We start from the raw sequence: 23512 nt of genomic DNA on the forward strand, positions 1-23512 counted from the left end.
TAAGTGTGTTTATTTGAATTCTACCGCCTTATCCTTTTTATTTTCTCTGACTCTTTTTTCTTTAGATTTTTTGAAAATATCGCGGAATTTATCGTAGTCTAACGTGATGATAAATCCAACTCCGGTTTCTACAATCTGCCCCTGAAGAGCGACCTGATATTCATCTTTACGATAGGCACGAAGCATATATCTTCCATCTTTGGAAAGGCTATAATCCAAAGTTACATTTCCTGCAATATTGGTCATGTTCTCGTTTTCACGGGCATCACCTTCCAATGCGAAATTACTTCCTACAGAAACTTTCAGACGGTCATTCAACAGTTTTTTGCTGACTCCGACATTCAGATCGGTTCTTGTATTTTTTGCACCGGTTGAATAATCTTCAGAAGATTCAAGATCAAAATTCAGATCCACTCCTTTTATCAAATCAGAAGCAAGATTGTTAAGCTGTTGAGAAAGCAGTTTACTCACACTCTGTCTTGCAATCATTTCACCGGACATTCCTGCTCCGGATTCAAAAGGATTCTCCCCAATAAATCGGTTTAAAAGCAATAAGGCAAATACCTGTTTGTTCATTTCCGATTCCTGAGTTCTCAACTGGGCAAGTTTCTGGTCTACTGTTTCGATGACACTAGACGACACCGCATTGTTCTTTTTATCAGTGGTAATATCAAACGTGATTTCCGGTTTCAAGAGTTCTCCTTTCATTTTCAGTAATGTATTGAAAGGGATTCTTTGTTTGTATTGGTTGAGTTCTGATGGCGAATCTGTAGTTAATTGCTGCTCCACCAGATCAATAGGGGCGGTTTCGGTCTTATAAATGGCGGTAATGTCCATTATGGCTGTGGTAGGTTCTCCCGTCCAGGTAATGGTACTTCCTTTTTGAATGTCGAATTTACGTTTCAGTAAGCTCACAGACATTTCATAAGCTCCCGATTCTACCTGATAAACTCCTACAAGTGTCGTTTTTCCGGAAGGATCTACTCCTCCTGTTAACTCAGCTTCTCCCTGAAGTTTTACGAAATCCCCGTTTGCTTTATCAATAATAATAGACAGCTTAGCTTCTTTGCTTACTTCTATATTTACACTTACATCCATTCCTTTGATGCGGCTTTGTGCATTCAGAGAATCGGCTTTAATGGTTTTATTAAGAACTACCTGATCCTGATCTATAAACTCTACAATTCCGTCTCTTTCCTGTAATGACGGACTGGATTGTGGTAGGACAAATGAAAAATCGGTATTGTCAGAAACATTAAGCCTTCCGTCAACTTTTGGCAAATCAAGATCCCCACGAATGTGAAGATTAGCATCAATCGCTAAAATTCCATACATCATGGCATCGTGTGATTTCTCTGAGTTGACGACTTTAAAATCTTTTGCATTCACATCTAAGTTGAAAGCAAAATCACGATAAGTCTGTGTTAAAACTTCTCCGTTAATTTTCAGAGAATTTCCGTCTTTATCATTGATTTTAAAATTGTCAAACTCAATTCCACGGCTGGTAAACTCAATCTCATCGTTCAGCTTTCTGAAATCACTTCCTGTTTTGGCAATTTCCAATCCTACATCATTGAATTTTACTTTTCCTAAAATATTGGGTTTATCAGTTGTTCCTGTAATTTTCAGATTTCCTGAAATATAGCCTTCCGTATTGGTGACCGCATTCATAGAGAATCCCTGAACAGACTTCATCTGTAATTGATTGATGGTCATATTCAGATCAAATGTGCTGGAAGAAATGTTATAATCTCCCAGGATTTTCACATCATTATTATTTCCTGAAAGAGCAATATCAGCGTTTAAAAGATTCGGTGAAGCATTGTTGACTTTCACCGCAAGATTTCCGACAGGATTTCCATACACGATTAAATCTGAAATATTTAGATCAGAAGTAAAAGACATTTTTTTCGTTATATCTCTTAACTGAGCGGTTCCGTTGATGGTTCCTTTCGCTAAAACAGTATCTTTTTTAATTAACTCGGTAATGGTTTCAATTTTAAAATCTTTTAACGAAACATTTAGAGGAGAATTCGGAGACTGAGATTCCGATTGTAATAAAATCTCACTTCCTTCATTTGAAAGCCTGAAATTATCTGCAAAAATTCCTTTATTGCTGATCTGGATTTTATTACCTTCACCTACTGTCCAATCCGTATAATTTAATTTTAAACCATTTGGATTTAATGATATTTCTGTGATGTCATTCAGTGATTTTGCATTTCCGGCAATCAGGAATTGGGTTATTTCTTTCTCGTCCTTTGTTGTAATATTGTAATTGATAATGTTGTTTGAAACATCCCCGTCAATATTGACTCTGTTTAAAGCAAAACTTGAGCTTTTCAAAGCCTGAACGTTCAAATTATACTGTAAAGCCTGATTTTCATTCGTGACTTTTAAAGTCGCATTTTCAATGGAATTTTCACCGTACAGAAGCTGCGGAATCTGTCCGTCGATTTCAATTTTCTGAGAATCGGCATCATAATTTCCAGTCAGATTAATGGTTTCAAAGCTTTTAAGATCCGGAACAAATTTTCTGATCAGGTCGTCGTTTTTAATTTTTGCATTAAAGGTGAAAAACTGTCCTTCCTGTATTTTCTGAGTTTTTCCGGGCTTTTGGAATTGGTAATATTGATTAATAGTATTCGATAAAGAACCAAAAATCTGCGTCAGTTTATATTTTCCTTTTAGTTCAACATCTGCAATCTGCGAATTAAAAATAATATTGGTAGAATCTGTAGTGGAAGAAGCCTTTAAGTTGACTTCCTGTACAGGATATACTTCTTTGGTATTGGAGAAGGCGAAATCTTTTAAATTTAAATACCCATTCAGATTATCCGGATCTAAGTTGGTGAAATCTCCATCAATTTTCCCTGCAAGAATCATGGGGTCTTTATAAAATCCTAATTTATTAAGATCTAATTTTATAACTTCTCCATTTACTTTTACCGTAGGATTTTTTTCGTTGTATACTCCGGAAGCAGTTAGTAGGAGATTAGCATTCGGATCTTTTGAGTTTAAAACAATATTATATGCTCCGCGGTTGATTTTTCCGATAAGGTTCATGTTTTGATAACGGTAGCCTTTGTAAACCGCCGATGAAACATGTCCTTTTAAATCTGCTTTTGCATTTTTGAAATCAAAGCTTTCTCCTTTAGCATAAATCTGTGCTGAAATTGCTCCGATATCTTTATTCTGAATGATTTTTCCGATCTGTAAACCTTGAAGATTAGCTTTTACATCATACAACTCATGATTTTTTCTGCGCATATCAACTTTAGCAACCACAGCGGCATTTCCGAGACTGGAGTAGAGGTTCAGATTGGCATCCACTACTTTGGTGGTTCCTTTTGCCGTTCCTTTGATGCTCATCGTTGAAGGAAGAGAAATATTGGAAGGAATCGTATTTTTCGGAACTAAATTAAAGATCGTTTTTGCGTTTGAAGATAATTCTGTAATCTTTAGATCATAATAGAGTTGATCAGGATTCATTGCATTTCTGATTCTTCCTGATGCTGCAACTCTCAATTGATCTAAGCCTGAAACTTTAAGATTATTGATCAATAAATCGTTGACGTTTCCTTTTACATTTGCATTAACATTTAAAACAGCATTTGGATATTTATTGAAAGGAACAGTATTCTTTAAAGCAGGAACCAAATTCAAAATATCTGCAAAACCAATTCTGGAATCTTTGATGTTGGCAGAAATCTTTACGGCTCCTAAATTGGAACTGAACTGTTCGATCGAATTATAATTTAAAATGACCTCATCTCGTAACAACGTTTTTGGCGTTTGCAGGTAAAGATCTTTTAAATAAGCTTCTTTCTCATTATAGACAAAATCTGTATTGAATTTTTGAATATCCAGTCCTCTTGCTTCCTGAATTTTTGCCGAGCTTACCGTTCCTGCAAAGGTATTGTCCTGCATTTTGAAACTTCTCACCTCAACATTCATTTTCGAGAAATTCATGTGATTGAAATCCATTCCTTGTTTTGTTGGTGCGACTGCAGTATTGTTGTAAACCACTTTTACGTCGTTTAAAACCAGTTTTCCAAGCAAAAGACTCATTGCTTTTTCTTTATCCGTTACTTTAGAAATTTCAGGTTCTTTATTATTTTTAGGATTGGCATTCTGAGCCGGAAGATAAAGATTGGCATTGATATCTGCTCCGGAAAGGAATATATTATCTACACTGTAAGCATTGTTTTCCAGATCAAGTTTGTTGACTTTGGTGCTGAGTTCTTTGAACAGGACTTTTGCAAAAGTTTTAGTATTGTCGTCGCCATAATCAATATCGAAATTGGTCAGTTTTATACCTCTTAATCCAATCTCCATCGGCTTTTTATTGTTCAGAGAATCGACCTTCTTCTCAACTTTTTTGGAAACTTCTTCTACGAGATCCTGCTTTAGTTTCAGTTTTAACCCATCAAGATTGATATCGTTAACAGCATATTTGTTGTTATTTAAATCAAAGGTTTTTACTCTTGTATCAAAAGATTTAAAGTAAATTTTTATATCATTTTTAGATTGCTGGTCGTTGAAGGTAACGCCAATATCTTTTAATTTAATTTTATCTAAAGAAATAATGAATGGTTTCGACGAACTTTCTTCTTTATCACTGGTTGCAAAAGCATCAATAATATAATCGAAGTTGAATTTTCCGTCAGGTTTTCTCACTACATTCGCTCTTGTTCCCTCCAAATCTACTGAAGTAATATCTGCTGTGGAATTGATGAGTTTAAGCATATTTAGTCCAACATCAAGTTTCCGTACAGCCAAAAGCGTGTCGACATCCTGTCCTTTTAAATACAAATTTTCCATAACAAGATTGTTTGGAAATCCTATGTAAACCCTTTCCAGGCTTACTTTTGTTTTGATTTTCTTTTCAAGATAGACGACTAATTTATCCTTAATAAAGTTTTGAACAGCCGGAAGCCTTAAACTAAAAATAAGCAGGATAAGAAAAACCAATATGGAAATAATGGTTATGAGGAATCGCCTTAAGAGCTTTCTTTTATTGATTTTCAGTTTCAAGAGTGATTCGGTTTTAGACAAATATAATAATACGAATTTATTATTTATCTGTGGTGATACTCTTTTGTGAATACAAAAATCCTGCCTTGGCTGCCCATTTATGGAATTTAAGTTTAGTTGTCGTCAAGTGAATTAGTTGATGAAGACAGCCAAGGCGCGGATTTTGTGTTTTTAAAAAGCCCCCTTTTGTATCATTTTTTCTGTTGAAAAGGTTAGCAAAAATGAAAATTCAAATGTTGGTTTAGTTAGTGCAAGGGGGCTTTGGCATGGTTTATAGATTGAGATAAAAAATTCTAGTCATTTCCGTTTTCCCAGTGCGTTTCTTCACCTTGTGGTGTTGCACCTCCTTGAGCAGGAGTAATAGGAGCGGTTTCTTGATTGATATGGTAGATGTAAGCGGCAATTTTCTCGGCATCTCTTCCGGTAATGGTTCCTTCTTTAATAAAAGGTCGCATCGTAGGATTGTTGGGTGAGCCGTTTTCCAGCATCCAGATTACATTTTTGAATAAACTTTTTTGTTTTACATTGATCCAGTGCGTATCTGTTAAATTGGGACCGATTCCTCCTTTACCGTTATCGCCATGGCAGGTCACGCAATTGGTTTTAAATAATTCCTGACCTTCTGCGATATTATCTGCGCTGTATTTTGCAGTTTCTAGCGTTACCTGTGGAGCTGTTTTTTCATATTCTTCAATGGAAGCAAGCATTGTTTTTGTTTCATGATTTAACTCTGCTTCCGGATGAGCGTAGTCTGTAAAGGCAAAAGCTGTAAGGTAAACGACGCAGAAAATACATCCGAAATAAAATAAGCCAATCCACCATTTTGGAAGTGAGTTGTCGAGTTCTGTAATTCCGTCAAACCCATGATCGATCAGAATATCTTTTTCTTCTGTAGCAGATTGTTTTTTGAATGCAGAGTTCCAAAGTTTCTGAAAATAAGGGGTGTTTTTATCTTTTAAATATTCGGCTTTTTCTTCTGCTGATAATTTGGTGAAATTTTGATTTTCAATTAAATCTCCAATTGAATTCATGATCAAAAGAAGAACAATCACGATCAATATTAATCCCCAGAAAAAAGGTGAAGAAAAATATCCTGAATCGGAAGCGAACATTTCGAACGCCATGATCGTTAAACCTAGTGTGACAAGGATATAGATGGAAATTGGAGTTCTTGTTTTCATTTTCTTGATAATTTAAATTATTCTGCACTTGCAGTTTGAATCTGAGTCGTTTTTATATCTGTACCTAATCTTTGCAGATAAGCGATCATTGCGACAATTTCTCTTTGCTCAAGCGGAACGAATGTTGCCCCTTTTGCAGCTCTGTCTTTTTCAATCTGTTCTTTCACATCGGTAGCTTCGGAATAAATTCTTTTTACAATTCCTGCGGCCTGATTGTTTGCCCATTGGTTGGCGGAATCTATTTCTGCTTTTGTATAAGGAACATCGAAATAGTTTTTCATCAATTTCATTTTGTCCACCATTTGTGTTTTGTCTAGTTTGTTTGTAATTAACCAAGGAAAACGAGGCATAATAGATCCTGCTGAAGTAATTCTTGGGTTATACATATGTTTGAAGTGCCATGAATCTGGATTTCTTCCACCTTCTCTATGTAAATCCGGTCCTGTTCTTTTTGATCCCCAAAGGAATGGTCTGTCATAAATAAATTCTCCTGCTTTAGAATACTGCCCGTTTTTTCCTTCAAATCTTACGATTTCGTCTCTGAACGGTCGTATCATCTGTGAGTGACAGGCATTACAACCTTCGCGGATATATAGATCTCTTCCTTCCAGTTCTAATGGAGAATAAGGTTTTACAGCAGTAATTGTTGGAACACTTTGTTTTAAAGTTAATGTTGGAATAATTTCTACCAAACCACCAATCGCAATCGTGATGAACGCTAATATTGATAATAATTTCGGAGTTCTTTCCAACCATAAATGGAGTCCTTCACCTTTTTTTCTTGTCGTTCCGATATTGGCTAATGCAGGTGCTTCTGCAGGGACATTTTTCTGGAATGATCCTTTTCTTACGGTGGCAATAACGTTTACAACCATTAAGATCGCTCCTGAAAGATAAAATAAGCCACCTAAGAATCTCATTTTATAGTATGGAATAATTGCAGTAACAGTATCCAACCAGTTTTTCCACAATAAAGTTCCATCAGGATTAAATTGTTTCCACATTAATCCCTGAGTGAATCCTGAGATATACATAGGTACGGCATAGAATATAATTCCTAAGGTTCCTAACCAGAAATGCCAGTTAGCCAGTTTTTTAGACCATAATTCGGTTCTCCACATTACTGGAATCAGATAATAGATGATCCCAAAAGCCATAAAGCCATTCCATCCAAGTGCGCCGATGTGTACGTGACCAATAACCCAGTCTGTAAAGTGCCCGATTTTATTTAAAGATTTGGTTGCTAAAAGCGGTCCTTCAAAAGTTGCCATCCCATAACAAGTTACAGCGACTACGAAAAATTTAAGAATAGGATTCTCTCTTACTTTATCCCAAGCTCCTCTTAAGGTAAGAAGACCGTTCAACATTCCTCCCCAAGAGGGTGCAATCAGCATGATGGAGAAACCTGTTCCCACCGCTTGAGCCCAAGCCGGAAGTGCGGTATATTGCAAGTGGTGTGGTCCCGCCCAAAGGTAAACAAAGATCAATGACCAGAAGTGGATAATAGATAATTTATAAGAGAAAACTGGTCTGTCCGCAGCTTTTGGTAAGAAATAATACATCAAACCTAAAACCGGAGTTGTTAATACGAATGCTACTGCATTGTGACCGTACCACCACTGTACCAAAGCATCTTTTGCTCCTGAATAGATTGAGTATGATTTCCAGCTTGTGAATGATATTGGAACTTCAAGGTTGTTGAAGATGTGAAGCATGGCTACAGCAATCCACGTTCCGATGAAAAACCATATCGCCACATATAAATGTCTTACCCTTCTTTTTGCAATGGTTCCGAACATGTTGATCCCGAAAACCACCCAAGAAACAGTAATTAAAATATCAATTGGCCATTCGTGCTCTGCATATTCTTTAGAAGTGTTGATTCCCATTAGGAAAGTAATTACTACGCTGATAATCATGATTTGCCATGTCCAGAAATGAACCCAAGATAATGTATCGCTGTACATTCTTGTTTTAAGCAATCTCTGCATGCTGTAATAAGCACCACAGAAAAAGGAATTACAGACGAAAGCAAAAATTACAGCGCTCGTATGCAACATTCTGATCCTTCCGAAGCCTAAGGCTCCTTGTGTATTAATCAGTCCCTGAATATTCCCAGATGCTAAACTTTTAATGGTGGTGTCATCTGTTCCGAATAAAAATTCGGGAAGTTCAGGATAAAAAAGCATCAGTGCAGCGGTAAGCCCGAGTAAAAAACCGACCAAACCGAATGCAATTGTAGCATAGAGGAATGCTCTGACAATATTATTGTCATAATTAAATTTTTGCGTCTCCATAATTCCTATGTGTTGTACTGAGGTGATATTTTGCTTTAAAACGGAAGCTTTTTTGAGCAAATTTTCGGCTTACGTTTTAAATATCATGTAATGTGATAATGTTTTGCCAAAGGTATTTACTAACTTTGTGTAAGTCTAATAGATATACTTCTAAAATATACCGAAATCTACTAAAATACGGGTCATGAAAATATGTGGACAAAATATTAGGAAAATCAGAAGAAGTAAGGATTTTACTCAGGAATATATGGCTTTTGAGATGGGTATTTCTCAAAAAGCATATTCGGATATTGAGAACGCTAGGGTAAAGATCAACTTTGAAACTCTTACTAAAATCTCTGATATTTTAGAGATTAAACCTTCAGATGTTTGTAGTGTTTCCCATAAATGCGGAAATGATTTTGAAGGAAAGTATAATGATCTTGTAGAGTATATGAAAAAGAGTGGAATGGAAATTCCGAAAGAATTTTTATAAATTTTCGTTAAAAAAATAAAAAGGCTGCTTCATTTGAAGCAGCCTTTTATTGTATGTTGAAATTGTTATTTGGTCAGTAATCCCGGATAAAGAATTCCGTCTGTTTTTAAATTCAGATTTAATAAATAAGCAATTAACGGAGCAATATCTTCCTGTCCTATCAAAGGAAGTACAGTTCCTTGTTTAATCCCTTTTCCAAAAGCTACAAATCCTGTCTGGATTTCTTTGAAATCGGTTGGAAGGTAACCGTGTGTTCCTCCGTCTGCCGCTTTTAACAATTCTCCTGTTGCAGTAGCTCCAAAACTTATTCCCTGATAAGCAGCTAAAGCCAATGATGCTGTAGGATCTCCTTTTGCTTCTGCAACCTGTTCTTTATTCAGTACATGGAACATTTTTTTGTATCCTTCAGGAAGATTGTTTAAAAGTTCATTGACTTTGTTTAGGGTAGCTTTATCATTAGGGTTTTTCAGGTGTAAAAATGCAGAACCTCCACTTGCCTGAAAATAAGCTTTCCAGTCTTCCTTTTTATCACTGTTATATAATCCTGCTTTTGCCAACATCACGTTAGGATTGAATTGAGTGTGAATGTCTACAAAACCGTGATCTCCCGTTATAATGAATGTGGTATTTTCTCCTATTCCAGCCGCTGTTGCAGCATCAATTAAAGTTTTAATGGCAACATCTGCTCCTGCTACGGCAGAACGAACTTTATCCCCTTCTCTGCCTTCTTCGTGCTCAAAATGATCGGTTGCAGCAATGTGAAGCGCTAAAAATGAAGGTTTGTATTTCTTTAAAATATAAGCAGCCATTCTTGCTTTATTCTGATCGCTTACCGCGTAATCTAAACTCGCTCCATACTCTCCAAATTTACCCACTGCATAATCCTGAACTTCCTGAAAAAGCTCTTTTGGAGTAGATTCCATGCTCATTGCTTTTACTTCATCTTTTTTCTCTCCTTTATTTTTTGGTAGATAAACGTATTCCGGCAAGTTATAGGTGATTGGTGCTCCAACAGTTACCGGCCAGCTTACACCGGCAGTAGTTAATCCTGCTTCTTTAGCTACGCTGAAAATTGTTGGAACTTTAATATCCTTATAAAACCAAAACCATTCTCCCGTTATTCCCAAAGGCTGAACCGGAGTGTTGTAATAAATTCCATGTTTTGAAGGTAAAACGCCACTTACAATCGTTGTGTGTGAAGGATAGGTAACGGTAGGGAAGGAACCTCGAACACCATTAGCATAAGCTCCTTTTTTCATCATTTGTCTCAGATTTACCATCGACCATTCAGGATTTAAATAAAATTCTGGTCGCAGACCATCTACGCTGATCAGAACAACGTGGTTGGTATTGGTTTGGGCTTTTGCTAATCCCGCTGTCAATGCCAGAAAAAGGAATATTTTTTTCATTGTAAAAATTTTTGCAAGATTAGGATATTAGTGTTAATCAAGTATGAATAGACTATTAAGTTTACTTTCTTTTACTGATTTGTGATTAAATCAAAATCATATGATGAAAATAGAATCATTTTATGAGTACCCTTAGCTAGCCTCTGAGAGAAAGTTTTTATATATTTAGCCCCATATTTTTCATTATGAACAACGAAAATAAAGAGGGACAAAAAGATTCTCTGGTTAGAGGACTTACTAACCGTCATATTCAATTAATTGCTCTTGGAGGAGCTATTGGTACAGGACTTTTCTTAGGAATTGGTCCCGCAGCGGTATTGGCAGGTCCGTCAGTTATTTTAGGCTATGCTTTGGCAGGTATTATTGCTTTCTTTATCATGCGACAACTGGGCGAAATGGTCGTTCAGGAGCCGGTTTCAGGAAGTTTTAGTTATTTCGCTTATAAATATTGGGGGAGTTTTCCCGGTTTTGCTTCCGGCTGGAATTACTGGATTCTTTATATTTTGGTAAGTATGGCAGAGCTTACGGCTATTGGTCATTACGTTCACTTTTGGTGGCCCGAAATTCCGCTGTGGGTTTCGAGTTTATTCTTTTTTATTGTGATCAATGCTTTAAACCTTGCTTCGGTAAAAGTATATGGAGAAACGGAATTTTGGTTTTCTATCATAAAAGTGGTGGCAATTGTTGCCATGATTGTCTTTGGTATTTATTTATTGGTAAGCGGAACAGGAGGCGAAAAGGCAAGTATTTCCAATTTATGGAATGATGGGGGATTTTTCCCGAAAGGATTTTTTAATAAAGACGGCAATGGCTATTCCGGGCTTTTCTCTGCTATGGCGATGATCATGTTCTCATTTGGAGGGTTGGAATTGATAGGAATTACTGCTGCAGAAGCTAAAAATCCTGAAAAAACAATTCCTAAGGCAACCAACCAAGTTATTTACAGAATTTTGATTTTCTATGTGGGAGCATTGGTTATTTTATTTTCATTAAGCCCATGGAGAGAAATTACAGAAGGAACGAGCCCGTTTGTAATGGTTTTCCAAAACTTAAATGGATTAGAATTGACGGTATTTGGAAAAGTAATTCAGTTTAATGTATTGATTGCTAATGTGCTTAATTTAATTGTATTAACAGCTGCTTTGTCAGTGTATAACAGCAGTGTGTATAGCAATAGCCGAATGCTTTTCGGATTGGCACAACAAGGCAACGCTCCGAAATTTTTAACGAAATTAAATAAAAGCAGTGTTCCTACAAATGCGATTCTCGTCTCATCTTGTTTTGCCGGAATTTGTATTATCATCAATAAGCTGGTTCCTGAAAAAGCTTTTGAATATCTGATGGCTTTGGTGGTTTCTACTTTGATTATCAACTGGCTGATGATTTGTTATACCCATTTGAAATTTAAGAAACAGAATATTAAATTGGGTGTTGATTTGAAATTTCCATCTATATTTTATCCCATATCCAATTATATTTGTATTGCTTTTTTGTTATTAATTTTAGTATTAATGAGCATTACAGGTATGGAAATTCAGGTGATTTTGATTCCGATATGGTTGGCTTTTTTATTTTTAATGTATCGATTATATAAACCGAAATCAAATTAAAAAAAATTTCAAGGATGGTTTTTTATCTATCCTTTTTTATTGGCTAAAAATCAAAAAAAACCATCCTTGAAAAGGATGGTTTTTCGTAGACTCACAGGGATTCGAACCCCAGATGACTGAACCAAAATCAGTAGTGTTACCGCTACACCATGAGTCTCTGTTTGTTTTAGTGGTGCAAATTTACAGCTTTTTTCATTACATGCAAGAACTTTTTAAACTTTTTTTTAAATTTACTGTACTTTTTATTCCCACTAATTATGCTGATAGACTTCAATAATCTCAATATTAACCAATTATCTATTGAAACCGAATTTGAAATTAAAATTAAAAACTTTTTAGAAGAATGGTTTTCAGATTCTGAAACGGTAAAAGTGCAGACTTCGGGTTCTACAGGAGTTCCAAAGATCTTTGATATTGAGAAAAAGAAAATGATTAATTCTGCAGAAATGACCTGCAATTTTTTAGGATTACAAGAAGGAGATACTGCTTTAATCTGCTTGCCTGTTGAATACATTTCAGGAAAAATGATGGTTGTTCGGTCTATCGTTAGAAAATTAAAATTAATAGTTGTCGATCTTTCTACAAAACCGGTTGAAAACTTGAATGAGGAAATTGATTTTTGCGCGATGACACCACTTCAGGTAGAAAATTCTTTGGAGAAATTACATTTAATTAAAAATTTAATCATTGGTGGAGCTGCAGTTTCAGAAAGTTTAAAAACAAAAATTATTCAAACACTTAGTCTTTCAAATTCCCAAACCAAAATATTTGAAACGTATGGAATGTCAGAAACACTTTCTCATATCGGGTTGAAACAGGTTGCCCCAAATTCGGAAGATTTCTTTACCGTTTTTGAAAATGTAGAGATTTCTAAAGATGAAAGAGGCTGCCTGAAAATTTTTGCTCCTAAAGTCAATGCTGAAATATTACAAACTAATGATTTAGTTGAAATTAAGGATAGAAATCAATTTAGATTTTTAGGGAGAATTGATAATGTAATCAATTCGGGAGGAGCAAAGATTTTTCCTGAAGAACTGGAAGCTCTAGTTAAAAAAGAAATTTCGAACGAGGTAGTTTTTTTAGGAATTGAGGATGAAAGTTTAGGACAAAAATTGATTTTGGTTGTTGAAGGAGAACAATCAGAAGTTTTAATAGAAAAAATTTCAAATATTCCGTTTGAGAAAAATTTTCATAAACCTAAAGAATTTATTTTCCTTGAAAAAATTCCGAGAACGCCCAACGGAAAGGTAAATAGAATGGAATTAAAAAGTATATTGTAACGCTTATCTTTACACCTATCAATTTTAAATTAGAATGAAAGATTTTTCAAAAGAACTTAGTTTCAAAACTTCCCGAAGCAGTGGAACTGGAGGTCAGAATGTGAATAAAGTCGAGACCTCTGTTACGGTTCTTTGGAAAGTTGCTGCCTCAGAATTTTTTACTGATGAACAGAAAGATTTAATTCAAAATAAACTGAAAAACAGAATCAACACAGATGGTTTTTTATTCTTAACGGTTTCTGAAAGCAGGACACAGCTTATGAATAAAAATAAAGCGATTGAAAAGATCCTGGAAATTGTTGACAAATCTTTATGGATTCCTAAAAAACGAATAGCCACAAAACCATCTAAAGCTAAGAAACAGAAAAGATTAGATACCAAAAAGATGCTTTCAGAGAAAAAGGAAAACAGAAGGTTTAAGTTTTAAGAATTCTTATAACTTCCGGTTTCCATCTTACAACCCAAAATTCTTATCTTTGCAAAAATTAAAAAAATGAGCAAACCGATTACTGAATTCATAGAAAAATATTACCTTCACTTTAATGCAGCTGCATTGGTGGATGCTTCTAAAGGATATGTTGCACACCTTAAAGATGGCGGAAAAATGATGATTACTTTGGCTGGAGCAATGTCTACTGCTGAGTTGGGGAAAATTCTTGCTGAAATGATTCGCCAAGGTAAAGTAGATTTTATCTCTTGTACAGGGGCAAACCTTGAAGAGGATCTTATGAATCTTGTAGCGCATTCTCATTATGAAAGAGTTCCTCATTACAGAGATTTGACAGCTCAGGATGAGTGGGATCTTTTGGAAAGAGGGCTGAACAGAGTTACAGATACGTGTATTCCTGAAGAAGAAGCTTTCAGAAGATTACAGAAACATATCGTTGAGATCTGGAAAGATGCTGAAGCAAAAGGGGAAAGATATTTTCCGCATGAATTCATGTATAAAATGATTCTTTCAGGAGTATTGGAGCAGTATTATGAAATTCCTAGAGAAAACTCTTGGATGATTGCTGCCGCTGAGAAAAACTTGCCAATCGTAGTTCCGGGATGGGAAGATTCTACAATGGGTAATATTTTCGCTTCTTACTGTATCAAAGGTGAGCTGAAGGCTACGACAATGAAATCAGGGATCGAATATATGACGTATTTGGCAGATTGGTATACTAAAAATTCAGGTGGAAAAGGAGTTGGATTCTTCCAGATTGGTGGAGGTATCGCAGGAGATTTCCCAATTTGTGTAGTACCGATGCTGTATCAGGATATGGAAATGCATGATATTCCGTTCTGGTCTTATTTCTGCCAGATTTCAGATTCTACAACTTCTTATGGATCATATTCAGGAGCAGTTCCGAACGAGAAAATTACTTGGGGTAAACTAGATATTACGACACCGAAATTTATCGTTGAAAGTGATGCTACGATCTGTGCACCATTGATGTTCTCTTATATTTTAGAGAATTAATTCTTAACAGAAATAATAATAAATTATAGATAAAAGGCTTATCAAATAAGCCTTTTATTTTTTTAAGTATTTTGGAGAATCTAAAGAAAAATACATTCGAAGCTCTCACAGGAATGCGAGCCATTGCAGCGATTATGGTATTTGTGTATCATAACCGTAAATATTGGCGTGATGATTTACCTTTTCCGATTATGCGCTTCATTAGTGAATGGCATATCGGAGTGACAGTTTTCTTTGTTCTGAGTGGTTTTTTATTAGCATATCGTTATGAAGATTCACCTTTAGAATCCAAAAAGTCTTATTTAAAATATATTCTGCTCCGTATCGCGAGAATTTTTCCGCTGTATTGGATTTTGCTGAGTTTTTTCTTTCTAGATACTGCATATTCTCGCAATGTAGATACTTATTTCCTGCAGTATTCTCTTTTGTATTCTTTATTTGAAAAGTATTCGGTTTCAGGAATTGTACAGGCTTGGTCGCTTCAAGTAGAATTCTTTTTTTACTTATTATCGCCTCTTTTATTTTTATTACTGAAAAAAAGCTGGAAATACTGTATTTCATTTTTATTGGGGCTTTTTCTCCTGAGTTTTGCAATAGGATATGGTTTACATGGGTACAATAATAATCCTGAAGGCTTTTTATATCCGTTAAAGTTTATGATGGGAAATACTTTTTTCGCAAGAAGTTTAGAGTTCTTTTCCGGAATGTTACTGGCTTCTCTGATGAAAAAGGAAAAGGGATTGGAAGTTTTAAAACGATTAAAAAATCCAACTTTATACGGAGGAATTGGAATTATTATTTTTACAATTTCGATTGCACTTTTTGCCAGAAATAACTTCGTACATGGAGTAGAACGATGGGAGGGAAGATTAATTCACGAATTGTTTTTACCGGTTGCTATTGGTGTTTTTTTCTGGGGATTGATGTCAGAAAAAACAATCGTATCCAAAGTACTTTCTACAAAATTTTTGATTCTTTTGGGGAACGCTTCTTTTGTTTTTTATCTTGTCCATATCAGTTATTTCAATCTAAAGTTAAAGGAATACATCTATTTACCTGACCGTAATTTTGTACTGCTATGGATTTGTTCCATCATCATTTATTTACTGATTGAGAAACCGCTGTATGAACTCAGCAGAAAATTAATTGCTAAAATTAAATAAGAAATATTTCTCTTGTCTAATCTAAAGAATTCACCAGTATAAAATAACGATACGCCAGAATTCCTTTCTGGATCTTTGTCAGAGTATTGGGATCCTTATTACTCAGTTTAGGAAGAATCGCTTTATTGATTCTGTTCAAAAATTTGAAAAATGATTTTTTCATGACAAAATATTTTAGTGTTGTTAATAACATTCAAAAAGTATGCGGTTTTGTTTAAAATAAAAACTGCCCATCATTTTGACAGGCAATTTTCTCACTAACATATTAAATTTATTTATTGCATTATCCTTCTATGGATTTCCATACATATTCGATTCTCCTCCGTCAATAGCAATTACCTGTCCGGAAACATATCCGTTTTCATCACTTAATAAATAAGCAACCAAGTGTCCTACATCCATTGGATCTCCCAATCTTCTTGTAGGATTTCGCGATGCATATTCTTTTTCAGCAGCTTTCGGATCATTCGGATTCACCTGCTTGAAAGCTTCTGCTACCATTGGCGTTAAAATAGCTCCGGGAGCAATAGCATTGGTTAAAATATTATCTTTTCCATATTCCAAAGCCGCATTTTTTGTCATTCCGGCTACGGCGTGCTTTGTTGCAACATAAGCGGTTTGATTTGAAACTCCTCTGATTCCACCTACAGAAGCTACGTTTACAATTCTTCCGCCTCCGCTTTTCTGTAATTCAGGAATCACATATTTCATTCCGTAATAGACGCCTAAAAGATTTATATCGATTACTTTTTTGAAAATATTAATATCATAATCGATTAAAGGAGCTTGTTTTCCTTCAATTCCGGCATTATTGTATAATCCGTCTACTTTTCCAAATGTTTTAACAGTCTCATCAACATAATTTTTTACATTTTCTTCCACAGAGACATCCGCGGTTACTGTTAAGAATTTACTTTCCGGATACTTTGACTGTAGATCTGCCTTCGTTTTATCTAAAGCTTCGGCATTATAATCTACCAATGTCAAATCGGCTCCTTTAGAAGCTAATACATCTGCTGCAGCCAGACCAAGTCCCATTGCTGCTCCTGTTACAATGATTACTTTTCCTTTTAAATTTGCCATAATTTTTTTAGAATTAGTTATATCTAAATGTACGGATTATAAAAATTTTACATCTTGATCTATGGTAAGAAACCGATTGCAATACAGAAAATTCACAATATTTGAAAACAAATTTTTTGGTCTTGAAATTATGTTTACCTTTATTCTATCAGCTATTTTTATGGACGAGATATTTAAACAACAGGTTTGGGAAATTACAAAATTAGTTCCCAAAGGTAGAGTAACAAGCTACGGAGCTATCGCAAAAGCAGTTGGTTATCCCAATCATTCACGTCACGTAGGAAAAGCAATGGGAGGTTGTCCGAAAGATGTTCCTGCCCATCGCGTGATTTCGAGTTCGGGAACATTGTCTGTTCCTGAATTTCAGGTGAAATTGAAAGCGGAAGGAATTGTGGTGGAAAACTTTAGAATTAAAAATTTTAAAAAGCTGTTCTGGGATCCGTTGAATGAATTGTAAAATAAAGGTTTCGGCGCGGCAAAGCCGCGCCGAAACCAATAAATTTCCTTGATATAAAATCTCTTATTTCAATAGAGATTCAATACTTTTCACGACTTCAGCAGGTTTCTCTTTTGCTGCTTCCAAGTGATCTGCTGTAAATTCTAAGAACTGTTTAGGTTCAGAAGCGTTAGCGTAAATTTCCTGACCTTGAGAAAAAGGAACCGTCTTATCATTTTTACTGTAAATAAAAAGTGATGGAAGTCCTTTTGTGTATTGAATATCTTCTTTGGCAGAATATACAGAAGCCAGCATTTGTTGAAGCATAGCTTTGTAATCAGGAGCGAAAACAGCTGCGATATCTGCAAAGGAAGACATTCCGCCATCGATGATTAATCCTGAGGTTTTATCTTTATTAGCTCTTGCCAAATGTGTGGCGATCTGAGAACCTAAAGAAGCTCCATATAACAAGATTTTTGTGTTTTTCACATCGTTTCTTTGAGTAATAACATCGAAAAACTTTTGTCCGTCTTCAGCAACATTTTGATGGGTGGGTTTTCCTGTTGATTTTCCATATCCTCTGAAATCGACCATTACTACCTGGAATCCGTTGTCAACTAAAGGCTTAGTCATAAAAGTATACGTTGTTACATTTCCGCCTGCTCCATGAAAAAACAAAATTGTAGCTTTTGGTTTTGCGGCTTTAGGCTTAAGGAAAATTGCTGTGATCGTATCTTGAGTTACCGGTAAACTGATTTCTTCAAATTTCAGGTTTTCAATCGGCTTTAATTCTTTTTTAGGCTGATAAAATTTATCGTCAAGCTGAGCGTTGCAAAATTGAAGAGCCAGTACAAAGAAAAATGTGATAATTGCTTTAGTTTTCATAGTAATTGTTTTAATGATGAAGCAAAGATATTGTGCATGTATATCTTTTGAAAAAAATCATGACCGAACCGTTATTTTTGACGACTAAAACGTATTTTCTTAGGATTAAAGATTAGAATTACATGAAAATAAAAAATCGGAACCACTTTCGCAGTCCCGATTTCTCAATATAAAATAGTCAATTTATTTGTTCAGATGCTGATAGCTTTTTTGGATGAAGTCCGTCAGATCTTTTCCTTTCAATAAATTCTGAGAAAGTTTTGCCAAGTCTAAAGCATACTTAATCAAACCTTCTTTTTCTTCCGTATTTTCTGTTTGTAACACCTGATTAGCAAATTCGCTGTTGGAATTTACTACCAGATTGTACATTTCAGGGAACCCTCCCATTCCAAACATTCCGCCACCACCGGTTGCCTGCATATCTTTCATTCTTCTCATGAATTCTGGCTGGGTAATCGTAAACGGAGCATCATTGCTGTCTAAATCTTCCAACTGAACCGTGAATTTTGTATCATTGATTGCTTCTTCAACATTTTTCTTCAATGATTCTTTTTCCGTTTCATTCAATTTAGAAATGATAGGTTCGTCTTTTTTAATCAGATTATTGATGTGATCTGAATCTACTCTTACAAAAGAAATTTTCTCTTTTGAAGTTTCCAGCTTTTGGATAACGTGAGGAATAATTGGTGAGTCTAATAATAGAACTTCATATCCTTTATCTTTTGCAGACTGAATATAGCTATGTTGTTCGTCGGCATTGGAAGCATAAAGAACCACTACATTTCCATTCTTATCCGTTTGGTTCAATTTAATTTTTTCTTCCAGTTCATTCCACAAGAAATATTTCCCATCAGTTGTCGGATATAATGTGAACTTATCTGCTTTCTCAGCAAACTTTTCTTCCGTTACAATTCCGTATTCGATAACAACTTTGATGTCATTCCATTTTTTCTCATAATCTTCACGGTTTTCGTTGATTAAAGAAGACATTTTGTCGGCAACTTTTTTCGTGATGTATGAAGAGATTTTCTTCACCGCACCATCTGCTTGTAGATACGAACGAGAAACATTCAAAGGAATATCCGGAGAATCGATTACTCCACGAAGAAGCATTAAGAAATCCGGAACGATCCCTTTTACTTCATCCGTTACAAATACCTGATTTTGATATAACTGGATTTTATCTTTTTCAATATTTAAATTATTGCTCAGTTTCGGGAAGAATAAAACCCCGGTTAAATTGAACGGATAATCAACATTCAAATGAATATTAAATAAAGGCTCCTCAAACTGCATCGGGTACAATTCGTGGTAGAATTTCATGTAATCTTCATTCGTTAGTTCACTTGGAGCAATCGTCCAAGCCGGAGTTGGATTGTTGATGATATTGTCAACTTCCTCAGTTTCTGCAACCGCATCTTCCGGAGCGTCTTCCGGTAAAGGTAATGTATGGGTTTTTGTTCCAAATTTAATCGGAACAGGCATGAACTTGTTATATTTCAATAACAATTCACGGATTTTTCCTTCTTCTAAAAACTCTACTGAATCTTCTGCAATGTGAAGAATAATTTCAGTTCCTCTGTCGGTTTTATCAGTGGTTTCTTCTAAAGTAAATTCCGGACTTCCGTCACAGATCCAACGAACAGCAGGTTCATCTTTATAAGATTTAGTTAAGATCTCAACTTTCTCAGCCACCATGAACGCTGAGTAAAATCCAAGTCCGAAATGTCCGATAATTCCTGAATCTTTTGCAGTGTCTTTGTATTTTTCCAAAAACTCTTCAGCTCCTGAAAAAGCAACCTGATTGATGTATTTTTCAACTTCTTCACCCGTCATCCCGATTCCCTGGTCGATGATGCGAAGCGTTTTATTTTCTTTATCGATTTTAACTTCCAGTTTCGGATTTCCGTACTCCACTTTTGCTTCCCCAATGCTTGTTAAATGCTTTAATTTTAAAGTAGCATCTGTTGCATTGGAAATCAATTCTCTTAAAAAGATTTCATGGTCGCTGTACAAGAATTTTTTGATCAACGGGAAAATATTTTCCACGGATACATTGATATTTCCTTTCGTCATAATATTTTTAGTTTTAATTTTTTCTTTCAAATCTTTCTCAAAAAAAATACCGTTTGCTGAAAAGTGACATTTTGACACTCTTATAATGAAGTGATGCACTGAAAAAGGTTTTATCAAAGAAATATCTTACTTTTAAACTTTAAAAAGTATTTAAAAATGAAGTTGAGAAGTACAGTTTTTATTCTGTTCCTCATGAGTTATTTCGTGTATGGACAGAAAAAGCCTTTAGATCATTCAGTCTATGATAACTGGCAAAGTATCGGAGCAAGAAAAATTTCCAATGACGGAAAATGGATTTCCTATTCTGTGGATGCGCAGGAAGGAAATTCCAACCTTTTTCTATATTCCCCTAAAAATAAAATTTCAAAACAGTTTGCAAGAGCAACCAAATCTGATTTTACAAATGATTCTAAGTTTGCTGTTTTCCAGATCCGTCCATTATATAAGGATATAAAAGCGGTAAAAGACAAAAAACTGAAACAGGATAAATTGGTAAAAGACAGTCTTGCAATAGTTAATCTTTCGAATATTACAGTAGAAAAAATTCCGAATGTAAAAGGGTTTAAAATTCCTGAAAAAGGAGGTTCGTATGTTGCTTATCTGTTGGAAAATATGAAAGATAAATCGAACGGTACTTCGGATAAAGAAGATGGGGATGAAAAGAAAGATGAGGATAACAATGCAAAACCTTTGCAGTTGGTCGTTCGAAATCTTTTGGATGGGAAAAGTACAACGTATGATAATGTAATCCGCTATGAATTCAGTAAAAACGGAAAGCAGCTAGTTTTTGTAACCAAAAAATCGGAAGAGAAGAAAAGCAAGGATAAGAAAGAGGAGAAGGATTCCGGAGATGAAAAGGTTGCAGAGAAAAAGGATAATGATAAATCAAAACCTAAGAAATATGCACTTGAAACTGTACAGGTTGTTGATCTTCAAAAAAGATCTGTAACTAAGATTTCTGAAATGGAAGGCGATTTTTCACAATTGTCATTTGATGAAGATGGAAATCAGTTAGCATTTGTGGGAACTTCCTCTGCGCAGAATGATCTAGTGAAATTGTATCAATTGTATTATTTTAATTTTAAAACGAATAAAAAGGAAATCGTAACCAATGAAAATGCCCAAATGAAAAAGAATTGGGTAGTCTCCGAAAACCGTTTCCCGATTTTCAGTAAGAACGGAAAGCAATTGTATTTCGGTGTTGCTCCGAAACCTGTTGCCAAAGATACTGCCATGATCGCGAATGATCATGCTGTTGTAGATATCTGGAACTATAAAGATGATTATCTGCAAACAGTACAGCTCAAGGAATTGAAAAATGATTTGAAAAAATCTTATGCTGCAGTCATGCAAACGGAAAAGCCCGATTTTTTTAGAAATATTGATGGAGAGGATTTGGATACGCTACGATTGGTAAACGATGGAAATGCTGATTTTGTCATCGGTATGACAAGTTTAAATAGCCGTATTTCTTCTCAATGGGAAGGTGCAACAAAGAAAACGTATTTCCTGATTGACAATAAAACCGGAAACAGAACGGAAATTATTCGAGATTTGAATGGCTCGGTTGCCGTTTCTCCACTTGGTAAGTTTATTGTGATTTTTGACAGAGAAAAAGGAGCTTGGCTAAGCTATAATGTTAAAACAAAACAAACGCTTCCATTGAATAGCGGATTGCCAGTTTCTTTTGTAGATGAAGAATTTGATATGCCGGATTTTCCAAATGCTTATGGTATTGCTTCGTGGACAGATAATGATGAGTCGGTGATTATCAAAGACCGTTTTGATCTTTGGGAATTTTTCCTGAACGGTTCTAAAAAGCCAAGAAATATGACGAATGGTTTTGGACGCAAAAATAAAATAACGTTTGATACCTACGATTTGGATAAAGATATTAAAAGTTTAAATCGTAAAGCTTCTATTTATTTATCAGCATTTGATAATACATCCAAAGCAAACGGAATTTTTAAAACAGCTGTTCAATCGAATTCTGATCCGGTGAAAATCCAAATGGAAAATGTCTGGGGATACAGAAGTCTTCAAAAAGCAAAAAATGCAGACGAGTATATTTTGGTAAAAGAATCGTATACAGATTCTCCAAATATTTTTGTTACATCCAATTTCTCTGAACAACAAGAATTAAGTAACACCAACCCACAACAAAGTACTTATAATTGGGGAACAAGTGAACTTGTAAACTGGACAACTCCAAAAGGAAATTCATCTACAGGAGTATTGTATAAGCCGGAAAATTTCGATCCGAGTAAAAAATACCCAATGATTGTCTATTTCTATGAAAAACTCACAGACAACCTGAATCGTTATGTAGCGCCTGCTCCAACACCTTCAAGATTGAATATTTCTTATTTCGTAAGCAATGGATATTTGGTTTTTACTCCTGATATTTCCTATGTTGATGGTCTTCCCGGAGAATCAGCAATGGAATATATCAATTCCGGAGTAGAAAAACTGAAACAGAATTCATGGGTTGATGGAACTAAAATAGGAATTCAGGGACAAAGCTGGGGAGGTTATCAGGTGGCTTATCTTATTGCGCATACGGATATGTATGCAGCAGCGTGGAGTGGTGCTCCGGTTGTTAATATGACTTCCGCATATGGCGGAATCCGATGGTCTTCAGGAATGAACCGTCAGTTCCAATATGAGAAATCGCAGAGTAGATTAGGAAAAAATCTATGGGAAGCACCGGAATTGTACATTAAGAATTCACCATTGTTTACGATTGATCAGGTGAAAACTCCGGTGGTGATCATGAGTAATGATAAAGATGGAGCTGTGCCTTGGTATCAGGGAATTGAAATGTTTACGGCGTTGAGACGTTTGGGAAAACCGGTATGGCTTCTGAATTATAACGGAGACGATCATAATTTGATAAAACGTCAGAACAGAAAGGATATTCAAATCCGTGAACAGCAGTTTTTTGATTATTATCTGAAAGGGGCTAAAGCTCCGGTTTGGATGACAAAAGGTGTTCCTGCCACCCAAAAAGGGAAAGATTGGGGATTTGAACTAACGGAGGATAAACCTTAATTGAATTTTATTTTCGGCGGCTTTGCTGCCGAAAATAAAAATGGATAAAAAAAGCTCGGCGGGA

Annotated in this window: 16 protein-coding genes and 1 tRNA gene; 8 read left to right on the top strand and 9 right to left on the bottom strand. The window is 35.4% G+C overall.

Annotated features, from left to right (window positions below; translation table 11 throughout):
* Nucleotides 1-9: 9 nt before the first annotated feature.
* The 3 genes from RM51_RS12140 to ccoN all read right to left on the bottom strand — a co-directional run bounded on the left by RM51_RS12140 (nt 10) and on the right by ccoN (nt 8515).
* On the bottom strand, nt 10-5037 hold the full coding sequence (locus RM51_RS12140; RefSeq protein ID WP_084111111.1) for a translocation/assembly module TamB domain-containing protein: 5028 nt from the start codon (nt 5035-5037) through the stop codon (nt 10-12).
* 293 nt (nt 5038-5330) lie between these two features.
* Nucleotides 5331-6218 (bottom strand): cytochrome c, encoded by an 888-nt coding sequence (locus tag RM51_RS12145; protein WP_039369725.1) that lies wholly within the window; start codon nt 6216-6218, stop codon nt 5331-5333.
* A gap of 17 nt (nt 6219-6235) precedes the next feature.
* Nucleotides 6236-8515 carry a cytochrome-c oxidase, cbb3-type subunit I gene (gene ccoN, locus RM51_RS12150; protein ID WP_039369726.1) on the bottom strand — a complete coding sequence of 760 codons (2280 nt, stop codon included), beginning with the start codon at nt 8513-8515 and terminating at the stop codon, nt 6236-6238.
* 184 nt (nt 8516-8699) lie between these two features.
* On the opposite strand from ccoN, the gene RM51_RS12155 reads away from it, so the two are divergent.
* Nucleotides 8700-8990, top strand: coding sequence for a helix-turn-helix domain-containing protein (locus RM51_RS12155; RefSeq protein ID WP_039369727.1), 291 nt, complete (start codon nt 8700-8702; stop codon nt 8988-8990).
* A 65-nt stretch (nt 8991-9055) separates the two neighbouring features.
* On the opposite strand, the gene RM51_RS12160 is transcribed toward RM51_RS12155, so the two are convergent.
* Nucleotides 9056-10399 (bottom strand): alkaline phosphatase family protein, encoded by a 1344-nt coding sequence (locus tag RM51_RS12160; RefSeq protein WP_039369729.1) that lies wholly within the window; start codon nt 10397-10399, stop codon nt 9056-9058.
* A gap of 185 nt (nt 10400-10584) precedes the next feature.
* Between RM51_RS12160 and RM51_RS12165 the strand changes: the two genes are divergently transcribed.
* Nucleotides 10585-12009 (top strand): amino acid permease, encoded by a 1425-nt coding sequence (locus tag RM51_RS12165; RefSeq protein ID WP_039369731.1) that lies wholly within the window; start codon nt 10585-10587, stop codon nt 12007-12009.
* Between the two features lie 86 nt (nt 12010-12095).
* Here the strand turns inward: RM51_RS12165 and RM51_RS12170 are convergent.
* Nucleotides 12096-12166, bottom strand: a tRNA-Gln gene (locus RM51_RS12170).
* A gap of 100 nt (nt 12167-12266) precedes the next feature.
* Between RM51_RS12170 and RM51_RS12175 the strand changes: the two genes are divergently transcribed.
* The 4 genes from RM51_RS12175 to RM51_RS12190 all read left to right on the top strand — a co-directional run bounded on the left by RM51_RS12175 (nt 12267) and on the right by RM51_RS12190 (nt 15917).
* Nucleotides 12267-13289 (top strand): AMP-binding protein, encoded by a 1023-nt coding sequence (locus RM51_RS12175; RefSeq protein ID WP_039369734.1) that lies wholly within the window; start codon nt 12267-12269, stop codon nt 13287-13289.
* A 34-nt stretch (nt 13290-13323) separates the two neighbouring features.
* Entirely contained in the window at nt 13324-13716 is a 393-nt protein-coding gene (gene arfB / locus RM51_RS12180; protein WP_039369738.1) for an alternative ribosome rescue aminoacyl-tRNA hydrolase ArfB, read from the top strand.
* 66 nt (nt 13717-13782) lie between these two features.
* Complete coding sequence (locus RM51_RS12185) at nt 13783-14754, top strand: deoxyhypusine synthase family protein (RefSeq protein WP_039369740.1); 972 nt, start codon at nt 13783-13785, stop codon at nt 14752-14754.
* Between the two features lie 71 nt (nt 14755-14825).
* The gene (locus RM51_RS12190; RefSeq protein ID WP_039369744.1) at nt 14826-15917 is read left to right on the top strand and encodes an acyltransferase family protein; all 1092 of its coding nucleotides are present in this window, start codon (nt 14826-14828) and stop codon (nt 15915-15917) included.
* A gap of 16 nt (nt 15918-15933) precedes the next feature.
* Here the strand turns inward: RM51_RS12190 and RM51_RS19500 are convergent, their stop codons facing one another.
* Together RM51_RS19500 and RM51_RS12195 are read right to left on the bottom strand one after the other, a co-directional pair.
* Entirely contained in the window at nt 15934-16080 is a 147-nt protein-coding gene (locus RM51_RS19500) for a hypothetical protein (RefSeq protein ID WP_165585005.1), read from the bottom strand.
* Between the two features lie 128 nt (nt 16081-16208).
* Nucleotides 16209-17000 (bottom strand): glucose 1-dehydrogenase, encoded by a 792-nt coding sequence (locus RM51_RS12195; RefSeq protein ID WP_039369747.1) that lies wholly within the window; start codon nt 16998-17000, stop codon nt 16209-16211.
* Between the two features lie 160 nt (nt 17001-17160).
* Here RM51_RS12195 and RM51_RS12200 point away from each other — a divergent pair, with 160 nt between their 5' ends.
* Nucleotides 17161-17457, top strand: a complete 297-nt coding sequence (locus RM51_RS12200; protein ID WP_039369782.1) for an MGMT family protein — start codon at nt 17161-17163, stop codon at nt 17455-17457.
* Between the two features lie 63 nt (nt 17458-17520).
* On the opposite strand, the gene RM51_RS12205 is transcribed toward RM51_RS12200, so the two are convergent.
* Nucleotides 17521-18321 carry an alpha/beta hydrolase gene (locus RM51_RS12205; protein WP_039369750.1) on the bottom strand — a complete coding sequence of 267 codons (801 nt, stop codon included), beginning with the start codon at nt 18319-18321 and terminating at the stop codon, nt 17521-17523.
* A 183-nt stretch (nt 18322-18504) separates the two neighbouring features.
* Entirely contained in the window at nt 18505-20397 is a 1893-nt protein-coding gene (gene htpG / locus RM51_RS12210) for a molecular chaperone HtpG (RefSeq protein WP_039369786.1), read from the bottom strand.
* Nucleotides 20398-20553: 156 nt separating this feature from the next.
* Between htpG and RM51_RS12215 the strand changes: the two genes are divergently transcribed.
* Nucleotides 20554-23448 carry a S9 family peptidase gene (locus RM51_RS12215; protein ID WP_039369753.1) on the top strand — a complete coding sequence of 965 codons (2895 nt, stop codon included), beginning with the start codon at nt 20554-20556 and terminating at the stop codon, nt 23446-23448.
* Nucleotides 23449-23512 lie beyond the last annotated feature (64 nt).

This window comes from Chryseobacterium taiwanense (assembly GCF_000813825.1).
In the GTDB taxonomy this organism is placed as follows: domain Bacteria; phylum Bacteroidota; class Bacteroidia; order Flavobacteriales; family Weeksellaceae; genus Chryseobacterium; species Chryseobacterium taiwanense.